Origin of the sequence: Gillisia sp. JM1 (assembly GCF_000424645.1) — a bacterium.
GTDB lineage: Bacteria > Bacteroidota > Bacteroidia > Flavobacteriales > Flavobacteriaceae > Gillisia.
In genome coordinates this window covers 2,163,427-2,182,975 of record NZ_KE384218.1, presented here as the reverse complement: position 1 = coordinate 2,182,975, position 19,549 = coordinate 2,163,427, and the positions used below count along the sequence as shown (strand labels likewise).

Below are 19,549 nucleotides of genomic sequence, written 5' to 3'. Positions count from 1 at the left end.
AACTAATGGGAGTTATAATAAAGCAGTCTTTTAAAAACATGATAACTACCTACTTTGGGTTTGGGATCGGCGCAATTAACACGCTCTTTTTGTTTACCTACTTTCTGGAAAAGGAATATTACGGACTTGTTAGTTTTTTATTATCTGCAGCAAATCTTGTTTGGCCATTTATGGCCTTTGGAGTTCATAACACCCTTGTGAAATTTTACACCTCCTATAAAACCAAAGACGAAAAAGATAAATTGTTGAACTTGATCTTGCTTTTACCTATTGGAGTTTCTATTCTATTGGGTCTTGTTGGCGTCTTATGTTATAAATGGTTGTTGGCTTACTTTGAAGAGGGTAATGTGCTGGTACAGCCTTATATCTGGCTCATCTTTATCATTGCATTTGCTACGGCCTATTTTGAGGTTTTCTTTGCATGGTCTAAAATTAACTATCAGAGTGTATTTGGTAATTTTATGAAAGAAGTATTTCATAGACTTTGTATTACTGTTTTATTGTTCTTGGTATATTTCTCTATAATTAATGTGGAATATTTTATTTATGCCATGGTTATGGTTTTCGTATTGCGTGCTATCGCTATGCAAGTGTATGCTTTCTCATTATATAAGCCGAAATTTAATTTCTCACTTCCAAGTAATTATAATACAGTTTTAAAATATTCATCTCTAATTCTTATTGCGGGATCTGTAGCAACCATTTTACTAGATCTGGATAAAGTGATGATAGAGCATTATCTACCAATAGAAAATGTTGCTATCTACGGAATTGCGGTTTATATCGCTACAGTAATTTCTGTTCCTCAAAAAGCGATGCATCAAATTATTCATCCTCTTACCGCAAGTTTGCTAAATAGCAACGATAAGAAATCTTTAAAAGATCTATATAAGCGAAGTTCATTAACCTTGTTGGTGGTAAGTGCCATAATTTTTGTGTTGATACTTGTAAATATTAACCAGCTTTATTTATTGATCCCTCAGGAATACCAAATAAGCACATTGATTATTCTGCTATTGGCTATAGTGAAATTGTTTGATAATATGTTAGGTAATAATAATAGTATTCTTTTTAATTCCGATTACTATAGATTAGTGCTTGTATTTGGAGTTATACTCTCTATAATTGCATTCGTTTTTAATTTACTTCTAATTCCTGCTTATGGAATTCTTGGTGCTGCAATTGCAAGCTTTTTGGCATTTGCTGTGTACAATGTTTCAAAGTTATTGATCGTACTCAATAAATTTAAGATGCAGCCTTTCACATTAAAAACGGTATATATATTATTCTTTACGGCAAGCTTAACTGCTACTTTCTACTTTTGGGAGTTTCCATTTCACCCGATCTTAAATATTATTTTGAAATCTATAATAGTAACAGCAATCTATGGGTTTGTTGCGCTTAGATTTAGGTTTTCTGAAGATATTAATCTGTTGGTAAGAAAGTATATTAATATATAGATTGGCTTTAAATGGATGTAAGAAATTTGTCCAATAAGACACTAGACAAGTCGTCTCCCTATTTCTTTATAGCCAATAGGACTGTCATTCTGAACGAAGTGAAGAATCTCAAAGAAGCAGGATTGGAGTTCAATAGAGATCCCTCCTCACTTATCATTGACGTAATTAAGTAAATATTTGAATATCAAATAATTAACTTAGTCCTTTAACAGTATCTTTTTTCATTTTCTTTGTTCGCCCAAAGAAAACGAAACAAAAGAAAAGGCGCTTTTTCCAGAGGTATTTTTCAGCAAAGCTGAAAACCAGTTTTGTTTTGCTAAAATCTTTCCAAGGCTTCAAGATTTTTTAACGCAAAACAAAACTTATACTGCGGAAAAAGATTTCAAAGCGCTGCTTTGGAACGTCAACACCACCGTTTTTCAAAGTTTTTGAATAGGGTCTCGGGATGACAAATAGAAATATAAAACAGTACCGACAACTATTCCATTTGTTCATTCTGAGTATCACGAATAATCTCAAAGAAGTAGGATTGAAGCTAAATAGAGATCCCTCCTCACGTCGGGATGACAAATGGGGCTGTCATTCTGAACGAAGTGAAGAATCTCAAAGAAGTAGGATTGGAGTTAAATAGAGATCCCTCCTTTGTCGGGATGATAAAGGATCAAGGTAAATACTTGGGGAGAAATGTACCTTTGCAAGCAAAACACTTAGAACTTGGATATAGAATTAGCCCGTTATTTATTGCCAGAAGGCGTATTAGAATATTTTGAGATCATCAGTCATAAATCATCAACAGACAAGGTTCATTTCTATTTAGAAGAGAAGAACATTCTACCCAAAGAATATCAATCAGAAATAGCACAATCCAAAGGCTTCTTACCAGAGATAACGGTTGAAGATTTTCCGCTAAGGGGCAAATCCGTATTGCTCCATATAAAACGTAGGCGCTGGACCCTGGTCAATACAGGAGAGATAGTAAAAAGAGATTGGAACTTAATAGCTAAAGGCACTCGGATAACCAACGAGTTTGCCTCTTTTTTAAAAGGTATCGCTTGATACTCATGCGGTAAGTGCTAAACGGTTTGGTGACTATTATAAGACCAATGGCAAAGCGCTGCAGTACCACTACAAAAACCATCTCAGCGACTTCAAAGATTGGACGCAAAAAGAGCATTCACAGGATTGGCTGCTCTATGGAAAGAACTTGGGCAACTATTTAAGTTTAGATGAAACCTCTTTATCCAACGGTGAGCTTTACACGATTCTAACAAACAAAGCAGCTAACGGAAAGAAAGGCAGCATCGTAGCAATTGTTAAAGGAACCAAAGCAGTTGATGTCATTGAGGTACTAAATGAAATCCCAGTAGAAAGGCGCAATATGGTAAAAGAAGTCACTGTGGATATGGCCGGGAGCATGAATTTGATCGCTAAAAAATGTTTCCCCAAAACCGAAATAGTTACAGATAGGTTTCATGTTCAAAAATTAGCCTCAGAAGCAGTGCAAGAAGAACGTATCCGATTAAGGTGGGAAATTATAGAAGTAGAAAACAAAGCTATTGAAGAAGCCAGGAAAAATGAAAAAACATACAAACCAGAGCTTCTCGGTAATGGGGACACGCACAGGCAGCTGCTCGCTAGAGGCCGATATCTATTGTTCAAATCAAAAGCCAAATGGACGGCAAGACAAATAGAAAGGGCTGAAATATTATTTGATCTATACCCAACTATTGAAAAAGCATACAACTTCTCTCAAGGGCTAAGCCATATTTTTAGAAACAACACAAATAAAGATGTAGCTAGGCTAAAATTGGCACACTGGTACAACAAAGTCGACAATTCCGAATTTAAGTCTTTCAATACCATTGCAAGATCCGTAAAACTGCACTACGAGACCATCCTAAACTATTTTAACAACAGAAGCACCAACGCTTCAGCGGAATCCTTTAATGCCAAAATAAAAGAATTCAGAGCTTCATTTAGAGGTGTCAGAGATGTGAAATTCTTCCTCTATAGACTAACTAAATTATATGCATAATTTTTGAGCTCCCCAATAATATGGTTTGATCCATAAAGGATCAAGGTAAATACTTGGGGAGAAATGTACCTTTGCAAGCAAAACACTTAGAACTTGGATATAGAATTAGCCCGTTATTTATTGCCAGAAGGCGTATTAGAATATTTTGAGATCATCAGTCATAAATCATCAACAGACAAGGTTCATTTCTATTTAGAAGAGAAGAACATTCTACCCAAAGAATATCAATCAGAAATAGCACAATCCAAAGGCTTCTTACCAGAGATAACGGTTGAAGATTTTCCGCTAAGGGGTAAATCCGTATTGCTCCATATAAAACGGAGGCGCTGGACCCTGGTCAATACAGGAGAGATAGTAAAAAGAGATTGGAACTTAATAGCTAAAGGCACTCGGATAACTAACGAGTTTGCCTCTTTTTTAAAAGGTATCGCTTGATACTCATGCGGTAAGTGCCAAACGGTTTGGTGACTATTATAAGACCAATGGTAAAACACTGCAGTACCACTACAAAAATCATCTTAGCGACTTCAAGGATTGGACGCAAAAAGAGCATTCACAGGATTGGCTGCTCTATGGAAAGAACTTGGGCAACTATTTAAGTTTAGATGAAACCTCTTTATCCAACGGTGAGCTTTACACGATTCTAACAAACAAAGCAGCTAACGGAAAGAAAGGCAGCATCGTAGCAATTGTTAAAGGAACCAAAGCAGTTGATGTCATTGAGGTACTAAATGAAATCCCAGTAGAAAGGCGCAATATGGTAAAAGAAGTCACTGTGGATATGGCCGGGAGCATGAATTTGATCGCTAAAAAATGTTTCCCCAAAACCGAAATAGTTACAGATAGGTTTCATGTTCAAAAATTAGCCTCAGAAGCAGTGCAAGAAGAACGTATCCGATTAAGGTGGGAAATTATAGAAGTAGAAAACAAAGCTATTGAAGAAGCCAGGGAAAATGAAAAAACATACAAACCAGAGCTTCTCGGTAATGGGGACACGCACAGGCAGCTGCTCGCTAGAGGCCGATATCTATTGTTCAAATCAAAAGCCAAATGGACGGCAAGACAAATAGAAAGGGCTGAAATATTATTTGATCTATACCCAACTATTGAAAAAGCATACAACTTCTCTCAAGGGCTAAGCCATATTTTTAGAAACAACACAAATAAAGATGTAGCTAGGCTAAAATTGGCACACTGGTACAACAAAGTCGACAATTCCGAATTTAAGTCTTTCAATACCATTGCAAGATCCGTAAAACTGCACTACGAGACCATCCTAAACTATTTTAACAACAGAAGCACCAACGCTTCCGCGGAATCCTTTAATGCCAAAATAAAAGAATTCAGAGCTTCATTTAGAGGTGTCAGAGATGTGAAATTCTTCCTCTATAGACTAACTAAATTATATGCATAATTTTTGAGCTCCCCAATAATATGGTTTGATCCATGATAAATGGGATTGTCATTCTGAACGAAGTGAAGAATCTCAAAGGAGCAGAATTTCTTCGATGAGAGATCCCTCCTAACGTCGGGATGACAAGAGTGAAATGTATAGCTATGGATAGCTATTGGGACGTGGAATTAAACCTTTAATGTGGCTTAAACCAAGGCCAAATGGAGATAGGGCTAAAACGAAAATCCCCACGACATTTTTCAATATCTATGGAGATTTTCTAACTAACCAACCAAAAACTTAACCTTATCTTTTCTTAACATAACCTCTAGCATCATCTCTGGAAGAGGATGATCTTCCTGATCTTGTATTTTCTGTATTCTTAGTTTCTCTAACGCTATCTTTTCTGTTTTTATTTTGTGACTCTTGTGCTGTGGCAGTTCTTGAAGAACTATTTGTTGATCGTCCTCTTTGGGATGTCACTGTTCTAGTAGGAGAACTTGTTCTTCTTGCTTCAGTATTACTTGTTCCATTTTGAGGAGCTCTGTTTACAGTTCTAGATTCCTGCTGTCTACTTGTAGCAGTGTTGGTACGAGCATTGGAACTTCTAGTGTCTCTAGAAATAGTTCTTCCCTCATTGCTGGATCTTTGCGTTGTTATTGCCACATCCGAAGAGTTTCTATTAGATCTTACTGCAGCTTCATGTCTTTCATTATTGGAAATTTCTTTTCTGGAGCTACCTCTGGAGTTTGAACTTCTTTCCATCAACCTGTTTCCGCTCACATCTCTACTAGTTCTTGCGGAAACATCATTACTTCTTCTTCCTTCGTTAGCTGAAGACCTACCTATTGTATATTGTAAATTTCTCATTTCTGAAGTCCTTCTTCCATTGTTGTAAGCTACATTACTTCGACCTGGTCTATAATAATCATTCTTGTTTTTAGGATGATATGTATTGCTATTATAGTAGGTATTATACTGTACATAATCTAAACGTATTGGTTCATAATAAGCTCTATAAGGCTCGTAATAAACTACTCTGTAAGAATTGTGAGGACGCGCATAATATTTATGCCAAGGCTGATATACATATCTAGAATTATAAGCATTTATATATCCTGAATAATGAACGGGTCTTTGGAAGCTATTATACTGAATGCGCAGACCTCCTAATCTAGAAATATTTCCTTGTCTATTATAATCTATAAATATGTTCCCAGCTTGGATGATTCTTCCGTAATAGTCATAATATACCGGTACATTCTCTATTTGAATTACAGCGCCATAATCATCATATTGTACATAAGGATCATAATTATAACCTGAATTATAACTGATATTACCTGTTGGGGCAGATATATGAGCTGAATTTCTTGAAAATTGTGGATCGTAATAAAAATCGAATTCTCCATTTGGATAAACTGCGAATTCAACACCGCCTTCCACAAATATGAAAGACTCTCCATAATTATTAAATGGAAAAGAACTAGAATTATCAGTAGAACCGGCAGAAGCCGACCATCCAACGAACAGCAGTGTAAATAAAAGTGCTGAATTTTTCATAGGGGGCAATTTTAGTTTAATACAGATTAATTTTAGTTTGTCGTTATTAATATAACTAGTACAAACTACGTGCCAAAATCTGGGTTCTCTCCCCTATAATATTGATAAAACCGAAATATTAAGCGATTTAAATATTTTTAATAAATTGATTACCACTTAGATTTAAAAGCATTTTATCTCTATAATTTTTCTTTAAGAAAAGGAGCTGTATAAGATTTCTTATTCTTGGAAACCTCTTCAGGTGTTCCTTCAGCAATTAGATATCCTCCATTTTCACCCCCGTCCAATCCAAGATCTATAATATGATCTGCACATTTTACTAGATCCATATTGTGTTCTACCACAATTACTGAATGCCCTTTTTCTATTAAGGCATTAAAGGATTTCAATAATTTCTGAATATCATGAAAATGTAGCCCAGTAGTAGGTTCATCAAAAATAAAGAGCGCCTTGTCTTTGGTCGTTCCTTTTACAAGAAATGAAGCTAATTTAATTCGCTGTGCTTCTCCTCCAGAGAGAGTAGAACTGCTCTGCCCCAGTTGTACATATCCTAAACCAACATCTTGTAAGGGCTGAAGCTTTTTAGTGATTTTTGGAATATCGTTATCAGAAAAGAAATCGATAGCCTCATTGATAGTCATTTTAAGAACGTCATCTATATTCTTATCTGCAAACTGAACTTCTAAAACTTCTTTTTTAAATCGTTTTCCTTTACAAGTTTCACATTCTAAATGAACATCGGCCATAAATTGCATTTCTATGGTAACTTCTCCTTCTCCTTTGCAGGTTTCGCATCTTCCGCCATCTACATTAAAAGAAAAATGCTTCGCTTTAAATCCGCGAATAACAGATAATTTCTGATTAGCAAAAAGATTTCTAATATCATCGTAAGCCTTGATATAAGTAACAGGATTGGATCTTGAAGATCTTCCAATAGGATTTTGATCTACAAATTCTATAGATTTAGTGTTTTTATATTCCCCTTCAATATCTGTAAACTGACCTGCTTTTTCTCCATACCCACCTATACTTTTTTGTAATGCAGGATATAGTATTTGCTTGACCAAGGTGCTTTTACCACTTCCTGAGACTCCAGTAACGGCAGTAAATACTCCTAAAGGAAATGTTACATCTATATTTTTTAGATTATTTTCTCTGGCTCCAATAATTTTAACGAATTGCTTAGAGGTTCTTCTTTTCTTCGGAACTTCAATTCGCATAGTATCATTTAAATATTGGGAGGTTAATGAATTGGCTTTCAAAATATCTTTAAATGAGCCCGTCGCGACTACTTCGCCACCATGTGTTCCGGCTTCTGGTCCTATATCTATTATTTCATCGGCTTCGCGCATAATATCTTCATCATGCTCCACCACAATTACCGTATTCCCAAGATCTCTTAGATTTTTGAGTACTTCAATCAATTTTTTAGTATCTCTGGGATGTAAGCCAATAGATGGTTCATCTAAAATATACATGGACCCCACTAAGCTACTTCCTAGAGAGGTTGCTAAGTTTATTCGTTGGGATTCTCCTCCGGATAAGCTATTAGATTTTCTGTTTAATGTGAGATAATCCAGTCCAACATTAGACAGAAATAGCAAACGATTATTAATTTCGACTAATAGACGCTTCGCTATTTGGGTATCATATTCATTAAGTTGAAGTGTACTGAAAAACTCCCGTACCTTATCTATAGGTTTTTCTACAAGATCTGTTATGGTAGCTCCACCAACTTTCACGTAATTAACCTCTGGCCTTAGTCTCTTTCCTTTACAAACAGTACATCTAGTTTTTCCTCTATATCTTGAAAGCATTACCCTATTCTGAATCTTATAAGCTTTAGATTCTAAATATTCGAAAAAAGTATTTAGTCCTTCAAAATGGGAATTTCCATTCCAGATAAGATCTTTTTGATCTTGAGTTAGTTCAAAATATGGCTTATGGATTGGGAAATTAAATTTATGCGAATTGTTAACCAATTGATCCCTGTACCAACTCATACTTTCACCTCTCCAAGGAAATATAGCATTTTCGTATACAGATAAAGCTGTGTTAGGAATAACAAGATCTTCATCTATTCCAATTACATCTCCATAACCTTCACATTTAGGACAAGCGCCATACGGGTTATTAAAGCTGAAAAGATGGACATTAGGTTCTAAAAACAGGATCCCGTCGAGTTCAAATTTATTACTGAAATGGCGAAGTTTATTATCAGATAAACTTTGAAGATAGATCTCACCTTTTCCTTCAAAAAATGCAGCCTGGGTTGCATCGGCTAATCTATTCTGAAAATCTTCATCATCCTTTGTTACAATTCTGTCTACCACCAAGGAAACATCTTCAGCATTTAATTTATCTAAGTCGGTTTCATCTATTCGTACAACATCTTCCTTAACTTTTATTCGGCTATAGCCTTGTTGTAAAAGAACATTCAGTTTTTCCTTAAGTATTCTTCCATTTTCTAGATGAATAGGGGAGAGCAGTAACATTTTTTCGCCTTCAGGAAAGGACTTCACATAATTTATAACATCTGTAACCGTGTCTTTTTTAACTTCATCTCCAGAAACAGGCGAATACGTTCTGCCTATTCGGGCAAATAATAATTTTAAATAATCATAGATCTCTGTAGAAGTCCCCACAGTAGAGCGAGGGTTGGTAGAATTCACCTTTTGTTCTATTGCGATGGCTGGAGCAATTCCTTTTATATAATCTACTTTTGGTTTATTTAGCCTTCCAAGAAATTGTCTTGCATAAGAGGATAAACTTTCTACATACCTGCGTTGCCCTTCAGCATAAAGCGTATCAAATGCTAAACTTGATTTCCCAGAACCAGAAAGTCCAGTAATTACAACTAATTTATTTCTAGGGATTACAACATCAATATTCTTTAAATTATGGAGTTTTGCTCCTTTAATTATTATGTTTTCTTTGGGGTTAAGCTTTGAAATATCTACTGCCATGGATTTGTCTTATCGAAATAAAAAGCAAAGGTACTCAATAAGAAGCAGTGTAAAAAGTGAACATATTCTATATACTTTGTTAAAAAATAAGCTTTAAGTTTGCTTATGTAAAATATATGTTGCTATATTTGGAGCATCAACGAACATTCTAAAAATCTATTGCCTATTGCATAAAGTTACTTTTTAAGTTAAAAAATCTAACCTGACGGTATTCTTATATACCCGAAAATAAAGTAACTACTATGGATTATATTAAGGCAACTGATGCAGCGCTAGTGCAAGATTATATTCAAGGGAATGAAAAAGCACTTTCCACTTTAATAAATAGACATCAACAACGTATATATAGTTTCATATATTCGAAGGTATTTGATAAAGATGTTTCTGACGATGTTTTTCAGGATACTTTTATAAAAGTCATCAATACCCTTAAAAGAGGGAAATATAATGAAGAAGGTAAATTTTTACCTTGGGTGATGCGGATTGCGCATAATTTGGTGATAGATCACTTCAGAAGGAATAAAAGAATGCCTATGTTCCAGAACAATGGGGATTTTAATATTTTCTCTGTGTTGAGTGACGGGGATTTAAATATTGAAAAGCAAATAATTAAAGATCAAATTGAATCTGATGTTCAGGAATTGATCAAAGAACTACCAGAAGATCAGTTGGAAGTATTAACTATGCGTATCTATAAGGACATGAGTTTTAAAGAGATCTCCGAAAGCACGGGGGTTAGTATCAACACTGCTTTAGGAAGAATGCGCTATGCGTTGATTAATTTGAGAAAATTAATTGAAAAACATAACTTGATTTTAACAAATTAATTTACAATAAGAGTGCTTTAAATACGTTCTTCATTTAAACTAACTAAAAGTTAAGCAAATGAAGCACCTTTACACTAAACCTTCGAAAGGAGAACAATTGAACACATTAAACCCTAAAAAGGAAACCCTGCAGTTCCTTTTAAATTATTCTAAAGCCCTGCGTATTACTAAGTATAAGCAGTTGAGCTTCGAGACAATTTTAAATTAGATAAAAAAAGACCTGCTTTATAGCGGGTCTTTTTTTTTAAAAAAAGTCGAAGTGCTTTTGGGAATTCCAAATTCTCACTTTAATTTCCTCTTGTAATACTCATCAAGAACTTGCTTTCTTCCTATGGTTTTTGTGATAATATCCTTTTCTAAATTCCATGCTCTAGCAGGGGAATATTGCCTTCCATAATAAATAATTTGAAGATGTAGTTTATTCCAATGTTCTCTAGGGAATAGTCTTTTAGCATCCTTTTCGGTTTGAACCACATTTTTACCGTTGGTTAAATTCCACCTATACATTAGCCTATGGATATGAGTATCTACAGGAAAGGCGGGTATCCCGAAGGCTTGAGACATCACTACACTTGCGGTCTTATGGCCTACTGCTGGTAATGACTCTAAAGCTTCAAAACTTTTTGGAACTTCTCCGTTGTATTTATCTATTAGAATATGGGAAAGTCCATAAATTCCTTTTGCCTTCATAGGGGATAATCCAACAGGTTTTATAATCTCCCGAATCTCCTCTGCAGATAATTTTATCATAGCATAAGGATTGTCTGCTCTTTCGAATAACAAAGGAGTGATTTGGTTCACTTTTACATCTGTAGATTGTGCAGACATAAGTACAGCGATCAATAAAGTATAAGGATCTTTATGATCCAATGGGATAGGAACTTCTGTATAAATTTCATTTAACGTATCTATAACGAACTGAACCTTTTCCTTCTTATTCATAATGCTTAAATTTATGGCTAAAATAAGAATAATGATAAAATTAAAAGTAGGAGATTCCGCTCCGCAGTTTTCAGTAAAAGATCAGGATGGGAATGTTATAAGTCTGAAGGACTTTAAAGGAAAAAAAGTTGTTTTGTTTTTCTATCCAAAAGCAAGCACTCCAGGTTGCACGGCAGAAGCCTGTAATTTGAGAGATAATTGGGAGCAGTTTCAGGAAAAGGGATATCAGATATTAGGCGTGAGTGCGGATACTGAAAAGAAACAGTCTAATTTTAAAAATAAATATGAATTGCCGTTTCCATTATTAGCAGATGAAGAAAAGGAGGTGATAGAAGCTTATGGAGTATGGGGACCAAAGAAATTTATGGGAAAAGAATATGATGGTATTCATAGAACCACGTTTGTGATAGATGAAAATGGACTAATAGAAGAAATTATTACCAAAGTAAAAACCAAAGATCACGCAGCGCAGATTCTTTAAGTCTCATTGTCATTCCGACGATAGGAGGAATCTCATATTGAGTTGGATTTTGCTTCATTGAGATTCTTCACTTCGTTCTGAATGACAAAGTATTGTCATCCCGACGATAGGAGGAATCTCTTATTGAGTTGGATTTTGCTTCATTGAGATTCTTCACTTCGTTCTGAATGACAAAGTATTGTCATCCCGACGTTAGGAGGGATCTCTTATTGAGTTGAATTTTGCTTCGTTGAGATTCTTCACTCCACTGCGTTGCGCTCTGAATGACAAAGTATGTCATCCCGACGTTAGGAGGGATCTCATATTGAGTTGAATTTTGCTTCATTGAGATTCTTCGCTTTACTGCGTTGCGCTCTGAATGACAAAGTATTGTCATCCCGACGACAGGAGGGATCTTATCGAGTTGGATTTTGCTTCATTGAAATTCTTCGCTCCACTGCGTTGCGCTCTGAATGACAAAGTATTGTCATACCGACCTATGGAGGGATCTCTAATTAAGTAGAGTTGAGTTAGTTGAGATTCTTCACTTCGTTCAGAATGACAACTTGTTTTGGTCATCCCGACGACAGGAGGGATCTCTTATTGAGTTGGATTTTGTTTCATTGAGATTCTTCGCTCCACTGCGTTGAGCTCTGAATGACAAAGTACGTCATCCCGACCTGAGGAGGGATTTCTTGTAAAGTTGGATTTTGCTTCATTGAGATTCTTCGCTCAACTGCGTTGCGCTCTGAATGACAAAGTATGTCATCCCGACGTGAGGAGGGATCTCTAATTTAGGAGAGTTGAGTTAGTTGAGATTCTTCGCTCCACTGCGTTGCGGTCTGAATGACAGGTTGTTATTGTCATTACTACGACAGGAGGAATCTCTTTAGTATAAAGTGTGAATTATTGAATCTTATTCACAGATTTAATAATTGCCTTATTCTTGCAATTCTCGATTTCTATTTCAAATTCTCCAGATTCTAACTCTTCAGAAATGAAATAGACCTTACAACGCGCTCTCTTAGTATCACTTTTGCCGAAATCTACGTTTCCGTCCTTTAATATGGTGGTAACTGCGGAAGTATCTAGATTGTTATTGGAGAAATAAGTAAGAGCATTTTCAGAAAATACACGATCTTTATTTCTTATGTTTTTAAGGGTTCTGGCGTTTGGGGAGTAGTCACAAGAAGCTTTTTTACCTCCTAGAAAAAACATGAGCATACCAATACCCATGATTAGACCCACAGAGAAAAACCCTAGTCTTTGAATAAAATTCATAAATTAAAATATAAGTAAATTGATATCACGGTAAGAAAGATCAAACCAGTCTGCAATAGATTTATTGGTTAAAATTCCGTGGTAAAAGTACAATCCATTTCGCAAACCTTTGTCATATCTCAAAGTATTTTCAAGACCGCCTTGTTCTGCAATATGTAAAAGATATGGTGTGAAAATATTACTTATAGAAACAGAAGCCGTTCTGGCATATCTAGATGGGATATTGGGCACGCAATAGTGGATAACACCGTGTTTTTTAAAGATAGGTTTATCGTGGGTAGTGACCTCACTAGTTTCCACACAACCCCCCATATCTATACTAACATCGATAATAATAGAACCATTTTTCATAGTCTGTACCATTTCATCAGAAATTAAGATAGGAGAACGATTCTTTCCTCTAACAGCACCAATAAGCACATCGCATCTTCTTAAGGCTTTTGATAAGTTTTTTGGCTGAATTGTAGACGTGTAAAGGGTTCGTCCAATATTTGTTTGAATATTTCTTAACCTGGTAAGGCTGCTATCAAAAACTTTTACATTTGCTCCCAGTCCAACTGCAGAACGTGCAGCAAATTCCCCTACAGTTCCTGCACCTAAAATCACAACTTCTACAGGTGGAACTCCACTAATGTTTCCAAACATTAAACCGTTTCCTTCAGAATAATTGCTCATTATTTCTGAAGCAATTAAAACAGAAGCCGTTCCTGCAATCTCACTTAAGGCTCTAACTGCGGGATATGACCCATCTTCGTCTTTAATAAATTCGAATCCAAGTGCGGTAATTCTTTTAGTTGCTAGTTTTTGAAAATATTCTTTGCACTGAGTCTTTAATTGCAATGCAGAAATTATAGTAGTTTGCGGATTAATCATTCCCAGTTCCTCGCTAGATGGTGGCTCTACTTTAAGAATAGTAGGGCAGGAGAATACTTTTTTAGTGTCTTTTGTAACCTCTGCACCGGCGTCAGAATAGTCTTTATCACTAAATCTTGCCCATTTCCCGGCATTAGACTCGATAATTACTCTGTGGCCATGTGCGGTAATAGCCGCTACAGCATCTGGAGTTAAACACACCCTTTTTTCTTGATAAGAGGTTTCTCTGGGGATGCCAATAAATAGCTCTCCTTTATGCTTGTAAATTTCCAGGGTTTCCTCCTGCGGAATTAATTGTTCTTTGGTAAATGGAGATGGTTTGTCTATCATGCCTTTAGTTGTACAAAAGATTCAAATTACAACATTTTTGGGCAAATAAAGAAGTGTTATTTAATTAAAGTTTACGGTAGTAATCTTCAGTTGGTTCTGGTCTAAAATTAAAACCTTGATTCCTTATAGTATCTACTTCCTTCTGTTCATTGGTGGACATCGATTTAGTAAAAACAGAAACATCAGTCTCATTTAATTCACTAAGGTCAATCCCGTATATTCTGTCAAATATTTGAATTCTAACTAAATAGACTATTATTAAAATTCCAATAAAAAAAGGAGCTAAATATATTAGTCCATCAGTATCCATGAAAAATTGACTATCTAAGTAAACATCATCATAAACAATAATAACCAGTTGATATAAATACATTATAATCGGTACTAGTATGGAATGATACCACCAATGTTTGCAAGTAAAAAACCAAATAAACAGCAAAAACAAAGGAGTGATTTTACCTAGATAAGTCCAAGCAGCCGTAAGTACATCTTCGTAATACTTACTTTCGTATGTAAAAAAAGAATTTTCCCAAACGGGACCGTTTGGGAAAATTTCATATAAATAAAATATATATGGCGAAAAGGCTATTGATAGAGCTATTATACTACCCAGCAGAAGGAACCCTGATGAGCCTTTTATCAACTGCGGTTTTTTGTATTGCGTCATTATTATCGTTTTCTGTAGTTGAAGTTACAAAAAAAGTTGCTCCAAAAATGGCTGCGGCGAATAAGATAGCTTTGATTTTCATAAGTATAGGTTTTAAAGTTAGTTTCGTATTGATTTCTGAAACAAACCTATAACATTATAATATGCTAATATTAAACGCCTTAATCGTATCTTTGCACCTTTTTTCGAGGCAAAAATAGCCTGTATTTTCGACTATTTTACTTGTCAAAAATAAGCTAAAAATCATCATCTTCCGCTGAATTACGAAAAATATAAAATCCCACCTTTCAAATGGGCTCATTTTGTATTATTTTTCTTACACCGCTATTTGCGTAGGCATTTGACGTTTTATTAAAATCATTAACAAAAATTTAACATTCTCGTCCCTTCATTTAGGGTCAAAACTTCCAATTTTTGAACATCCTCATCTAATAATTTTTCTATTTTTTGAGGCCATTCAATAAATTTCCAGGTATCGAGATTCAAATAATCTTCAATACCCATGTCTAAAGCTTCCATTTCATCTTCAATTCTATAAAAATCGAAATGGAAGATCTTCCCTTCATCTGTTTGATATTCGTTAACTAGCGAGAAAGTAGGGCTGGATGCCAAGTCTGACGCACCAAGGGCTTTTACAAGCGCTTTAATAAGAGTAGTTTTCCCTGCTCCCATATCCCCATAAAATAAAAGCGTTTTGCTTTTTACTTCGGAAAGTATTTGCACAGCAATTCTATCAATTTCTGATAGCTCGTAGGTTAACGTCATTCAAAATTAGATTTAAGGCTCTGTAAAGATATGTAATTTATTATTACCTAGGCAATAAGACCACAAACGGGATGATCATTTCCTCCATAGAAACCCCTCCATGTTGGTAGGTATTTCTAAAATAATTAACATAATAATTATAATTATTTGGATAGGCAAAAAAGGAGTCTCCTTTCGCAAATATGAAAGAACTGCTCATATTAATGGTGGGTAAGTGAATTTTCTTTGGATCTTTTGCAGCCAAAACATCCTTATTCTCATAAGTAAGACTTTTTCCTGTCTTATATCTTAGGTTTAAGCTGGTGTTTTTATCTCCTATTACTTTAGATGGTGTCTTTACATTGATAGTTCCGTGATCTGTAGTTAAGATCAGTTTGAAACCTAATTGTTGCGCTTGTTGAATGATTTCCAGCAATGGAGAGTTCTTGAACCAACTTTGTGTTAAGGATCTATAAGATTTATCGTTAGAAGCCAATTCCTTGATAACTTCCATTTCTGTTTTGGAATGCGAAAGCATATCCACAAAATTATAAACAACTACAGTTAGATCGTTCTCTTTTTGAGTTTTGAAATTTTCTACCAAACGTTTTCCGGCCTTCAGACTGGAAATTTTATGGTATTCATATTTTATATCTAATCTTAATCTTTTTAATTGAGCCTCTAAGAACTCTGCTTCAAACATATTCTTTCCACCATCCTCTGTATCATTAAGCCAATATTGAGGAAATTGCTTTTCCATTTCACTTGGCATTAAACCGCTAAAAATGGCATTTCTTGCATATTGTGTGGCGGTGGGAAGTATGCTGTAAAAGGTTGATTCTTGATCTTTTTTATAATAGTTATTAATAGTTGGTTCAAATGCTTTCCATTGATCATACCTCATATTATCTATTACTATAAGTAAGGTGGGCTGTTTTTTACTGATCTCGGGAACTATTTTTTCCTTAAATAGTCTATGAGACATAATTGGCGCATCAGCATTTTCTTCGAACCAATCTGGATAATTTTTATCTACAAACTTGCAAAACTGATTGTTGGCTTCTAGCTTTTGAGATTCTAAGATCTCGAACATACCGCTATCTTCAATAGTTTCTAATTCCAATTCCCAATAAATAAGTCGCTGATATAATTCTGCCCATCCTTCAAAAGAATTAACATCATTCATATCCATCGAGATCTTACGAAATTCTTGCTGATAGTTAGAAGTTGTCTTTTCAGTAATTAGTCTGGAGTGATCTAAATTCTTCTTCAAACTTAAAAGAATCTGATTTGGATTTACAGGTTTTATAAGGTAGTCGGCTATTTTAGAACCTATAGCTTCTTCCATTATATATTCCTCTTCACTTTTAGTGATCATTACAATAGGCATGTCTGCACGCTTTTCCTTTATTTCAGATAAAGTTTCCAATCCTGTTAATCCAGGCATGTTCTCATCTAAAAAAACAATGTCGAAATTCTGAGTGTCTATTTGTTCAATCGCTTCAGTACCACTTCTACAAGTAGTTACTTCATAATTTTTAGATTCTAAAAAGATAATGTGTGGCTTAAGCATGTCGATTTCATCGTCTGCCCAAAGTATTTTTATTTTATTCATTTAAATTGAATTTATAGGAAAACACAGCTTAATAAATTTGCTGTTTTCTTGCTATTAGTTATCACGTGTCCATTTTGGACATCATATATGTATCTTTGTTATAATTCTAAAGGATTTTAAGCTTGACCAAAAGAACAAAACTCAAAATATTTAACGATCCAATTTACGGTTTTATTACTATTCCATCGGAACGTATCTTTAAGATTATTGCACATCCTTATTTTCAAAGATTACGCCGTATTTCACAAATGGGAATGTCTTATTTAGTTTACCCTGGAGCACATCACACAAGATTTCATCATGCCTTAGGTGGTTTGCATTTAATGCAACAAGCAATAGAGATTCTTCGTTTTAAGGGGATTGAGATCAATGCTGAAGAAGAAGAAGGCTTACAAATAGCTATTTTATTACATGATATTGGGCACGGACCTTTCTCTCATGCAATGGAGCATAGCATTGTAGAAGGTATTTCTCATGAGTGTATTTCCCTCTTATTTATGGAGGAAATGAATACCGAATTTAACCAAAGTTTAACTTTAGCAATCGATATTTTTAAAGGTAGCTATTCTAGAAAATTCATGAATCAGTTAGTATCCAGTCAATTAGATATGGATAGGTTGGATTATTTGAAGCGTGATAGCTTTTATACTGGAGTGCCCGAAGGAAATATTAACAGTGAGCGAATTATTACCATGTTAAATGTGGTAGATGATCATTTAGTGATTGAAGAAAAGGGGATTTATTCTGTAGAAAAATTCTTGGTTGCAAGAAGGCTAATGTACTGGCAAGTTTATCTTCATAAGACGGGTGTTGCTGCAGAACAGCTATTAATAAGAGTATTAAAGAGAGCTAAGGAGTTAATTGAACGTGGAGAAAACTTAACTAGTAGCCCAGCTTTATCATATTTCTTACATAATAAAGTAACTTTAGACAAGTTTGATTCAGATACATTAGGAACATTTGCTAAGTTGGATGATTACGATATTATTTCAGCAATGAAAGAATGGATGGAATATGACGATTTTGTGCTGAGTAATTTATGTAAGATGTTACTTAATAGAGATCTGCTGAAAGTGAAGTTGAAAAAGAAAAAGATCAATCCAGAGAAGCTCAAGAAGTATGCGCTGCCACTTCAGAAGAAATATTCTATAACCGAAGAAGAAGCGAATTATTTTGTGTTTAGTGGTGAGATTTCCAATGTTGCTTATTCAAGTGAAAATGACAAAATTCAGATATTACATAGAAATGGAAAGATCAGTGATGTGGCTAAAGCTTCAGACCAATTAAACTTGGTTGCACTATCTACAGAAGTAACTAAATATTATATCTGTTATCCTAAGACCATACGTTAACAATTTTTTTTACTTTTGCGAGAATGAAATTTACTGCATTACAAATAGCCGAGTTATTAAATGGTACTGTTGATGGGGATCCCGAAACAGAAGTTGATAGGTTGGCAAAAATTGAAGAAGGTACAGAAGGTTCGCTTACTTTTTTAAGCAACCCTAAGTATACCTCTTACATATATTCTACTAATGCTTCTATAGCAATAGTTAGTGATGAGTTTAGCATAGATCAAGAAATCGAGACTACTTTAATTAGAGTTAAAGATCCATATAAAGCCTTTTCTACCTTGCTTGAATATTATAATCAGGTGAAATTGAATAAAACAGGAATAGAACAACCTAATTTTATTGCAGCGTCTTCAACTTTTGGGGAGAATATCTATTTAGGAGCCTTTACATATATAGGTGAGAATGTAAAAATTGGAGATGATGTAAAAATTTATCCAAACACATATATAGGAGATAATGTTACTATAGGAGATAATACAGTCATCTTTCCAGGAGTTAAGATCTATTCAGAAACCACTATTGGGAAATTCTGTGTGATCCATGCCGGAGTTGTAGTTGGTGCAGATGGTTTTGGCTTTAGCCCTAGTGATGATGGGGAGTATCATAAAGTACCGCAAATAGGAAATGTAATTGTAGAGGATAATGTAGACATTGGAGCAGGCACAACTATAGATAGAGCGACATTAGGCTCTACTATTATACGAAGTGGTGTAAAACTGGATAATCAAATTCAAATTGCTCATAATGTAGAAATAGGATATAACACTGCAATTGCCGCACAAACGGGGATTGCTGGTTCAACAAAAATCGGTAAAAATTGTTTGATCGGTGGGCAAGTTGGTTTTGCAGGTCATTTAACAATTGGAGATAGAGTTAAAATTCAGGCACAGTCTGGAATAGGAAGAAATATAGCAGATGATGAAGTAATTCAAGGATCGCCAGCGTTTGGATATGGAGATTTCAATAAATCTTACGTTCACTTCAAGAATCTTCCGAAAATAGTTAATAGATTAAATAAAATAGAAAAAAAAATATAGA

At 34.8% G+C, this 19,549-nt stretch carries 18 protein-coding genes; 9 read left to right on the top strand and 9 right to left on the bottom strand.

The features are described 5' to 3' along the window. Positions 1 to 5: 5 nt before the first annotated feature. From H033_RS0113230 to H033_RS0113205, 5 genes are all read left to right on the top strand, one after another. Positions 6 to 1,460: a lipopolysaccharide biosynthesis protein gene (locus H033_RS0113230; RefSeq protein ID WP_026838736.1), complete on the top strand. Its 1,455-nt coding sequence runs from the start codon at positions 6 to 8 to the stop codon at positions 1,458 to 1,460. Positions 1,461 to 2,174: 714 nt separating this feature from the next. Continuing rightward, positions 2,175 to 2,516, top strand: coding sequence for a hypothetical protein (locus H033_RS0113220; protein ID WP_026836815.1), 342 nt, complete (start codon positions 2,175 to 2,177; stop codon positions 2,514 to 2,516). Between the two features lie 58 nt (positions 2,517 to 2,574). Beyond that, positions 2,575 to 3,495 carry a transposase gene (locus H033_RS0113215; protein WP_026838735.1) on the top strand — a complete coding sequence of 307 codons (921 nt, stop codon included), beginning with the start codon at positions 2,575 to 2,577 and terminating at the stop codon, positions 3,493 to 3,495. Positions 3,496 to 3,588: 93 nt separating this feature from the next. Further along, entirely contained in the window at positions 3,589 to 3,930 is a 342-nt protein-coding gene (locus H033_RS0113210) for a hypothetical protein (protein WP_026836815.1), read from the top strand. A gap of 58 nt (positions 3,931 to 3,988) precedes the next feature. Then, entirely contained in the window at positions 3,989 to 4,909 is a 921-nt protein-coding gene (locus H033_RS0113205; protein WP_026836816.1) for a transposase, read from the top strand. Between the two features lie 285 nt (positions 4,910 to 5,194). Here H033_RS0113205 and H033_RS0113200 read toward each other — a convergent pair whose 3' ends face one another. Together H033_RS0113200 and uvrA are read right to left on the bottom strand one after the other, a co-directional pair. Further along, the gene (locus tag H033_RS0113200) at positions 5,195 to 6,451 is read right to left on the bottom strand and encodes a hypothetical protein (RefSeq protein ID WP_026838734.1); all 1,257 of its coding nucleotides are present in this window, start codon (positions 6,449 to 6,451) and stop codon (positions 5,195 to 5,197) included. Positions 6,452 to 6,630: 179 nt separating this feature from the next. Next, a complete protein-coding gene (gene uvrA, locus H033_RS0113195) occupies positions 6,631 to 9,417 on the bottom strand; it encodes an excinuclease ABC subunit UvrA (RefSeq protein ID WP_026838733.1) in 2,787 nt (928 codons plus the stop codon). A gap of 242 nt (positions 9,418 to 9,659) precedes the next feature. Between uvrA and H033_RS0113190 the strand changes: the two genes are divergently transcribed. Further along, on the top strand, positions 9,660 to 10,244 hold the full coding sequence (locus H033_RS0113190) for an RNA polymerase sigma factor (protein WP_026838732.1): 585 nt from the start codon (positions 9,660 to 9,662) through the stop codon (positions 10,242 to 10,244). Positions 10,245 to 10,526: 282 nt separating this feature from the next. On the opposite strand, the gene H033_RS0113185 is transcribed toward H033_RS0113190, so the two are convergent. Beyond that, positions 10,527 to 11,186 (bottom strand): endonuclease III domain-containing protein, encoded by a 660-nt coding sequence (locus H033_RS0113185; RefSeq protein ID WP_026838731.1) that lies wholly within the window; start codon positions 11,184 to 11,186, stop codon positions 10,527 to 10,529. A 31-nt stretch (positions 11,187 to 11,217) separates the two neighbouring features. On the opposite strand from H033_RS0113185, the gene bcp reads away from it, so the two are divergent. Continuing rightward, positions 11,218 to 11,667 carry a thioredoxin-dependent thiol peroxidase gene (gene bcp / locus H033_RS0113180; RefSeq protein WP_026838730.1) on the top strand — a complete coding sequence of 150 codons (450 nt, stop codon included), beginning with the start codon at positions 11,218 to 11,220 and terminating at the stop codon, positions 11,665 to 11,667. 885 nt (positions 11,668 to 12,552) lie between these two features. Here the strand turns inward: bcp and H033_RS0113175 are convergent. The 6 genes from H033_RS0113175 to H033_RS0113155 form a co-directional block, all read right to left on the bottom strand. Continuing rightward, complete coding sequence (locus H033_RS0113175; RefSeq protein ID WP_026838729.1) at positions 12,553 to 12,927, bottom strand: DUF4258 domain-containing protein; 375 nt, start codon at positions 12,925 to 12,927, stop codon at positions 12,553 to 12,555. Between the two features lie 3 nt (positions 12,928 to 12,930). After that, on the bottom strand, positions 12,931 to 14,130 hold the full coding sequence (locus tag H033_RS0113170; protein WP_026838728.1) for an alanine dehydrogenase: 1,200 nt from the start codon (positions 14,128 to 14,130) through the stop codon (positions 12,931 to 12,933). 64 nt (positions 14,131 to 14,194) lie between these two features. Next, positions 14,195 to 14,503 (bottom strand): hypothetical protein, encoded by a 309-nt coding sequence (locus H033_RS22150; RefSeq protein WP_231367619.1) that lies wholly within the window; start codon positions 14,501 to 14,503, stop codon positions 14,195 to 14,197. Between the two features lie 232 nt (positions 14,504 to 14,735). Next, positions 14,736 to 14,879, bottom strand: coding sequence for a hypothetical protein (locus H033_RS21650; protein ID WP_155827816.1), 144 nt, complete (start codon positions 14,877 to 14,879; stop codon positions 14,736 to 14,738). 278 nt (positions 14,880 to 15,157) lie between these two features. Next, positions 15,158 to 15,562 (bottom strand): tRNA (adenosine(37)-N6)-threonylcarbamoyltransferase complex ATPase subunit type 1 TsaE, encoded by a 405-nt coding sequence (gene tsaE / locus H033_RS0113160; RefSeq protein ID WP_026838726.1) that lies wholly within the window; start codon positions 15,560 to 15,562, stop codon positions 15,158 to 15,160. Between the two features lie 43 nt (positions 15,563 to 15,605). Then, positions 15,606 to 17,156 (bottom strand): bifunctional response regulator/alkaline phosphatase family protein, encoded by a 1,551-nt coding sequence (locus H033_RS0113155; RefSeq protein ID WP_026838725.1) that lies wholly within the window; start codon positions 17,154 to 17,156, stop codon positions 15,606 to 15,608. A gap of 122 nt (positions 17,157 to 17,278) precedes the next feature. Here H033_RS0113155 and H033_RS0113150 point away from each other — a divergent pair, with 122 nt between their 5' ends. Both H033_RS0113150 and lpxD read left to right on the top strand, forming a co-directional pair. After that, positions 17,279 to 18,508, top strand: coding sequence for an HD domain-containing protein (locus H033_RS0113150; protein WP_026838724.1), 1,230 nt, complete (start codon positions 17,279 to 17,281; stop codon positions 18,506 to 18,508). Positions 18,509 to 18,531: 23 nt separating this feature from the next. Further along, the gene (gene lpxD, locus H033_RS0113145) at positions 18,532 to 19,548 is read left to right on the top strand and encodes a UDP-3-O-(3-hydroxymyristoyl)glucosamine N-acyltransferase (RefSeq protein ID WP_026838723.1); all 1,017 of its coding nucleotides are present in this window, start codon (positions 18,532 to 18,534) and stop codon (positions 19,546 to 19,548) included. The last annotated feature ends 1 nt before the right edge of the window (position 19,549 follow it).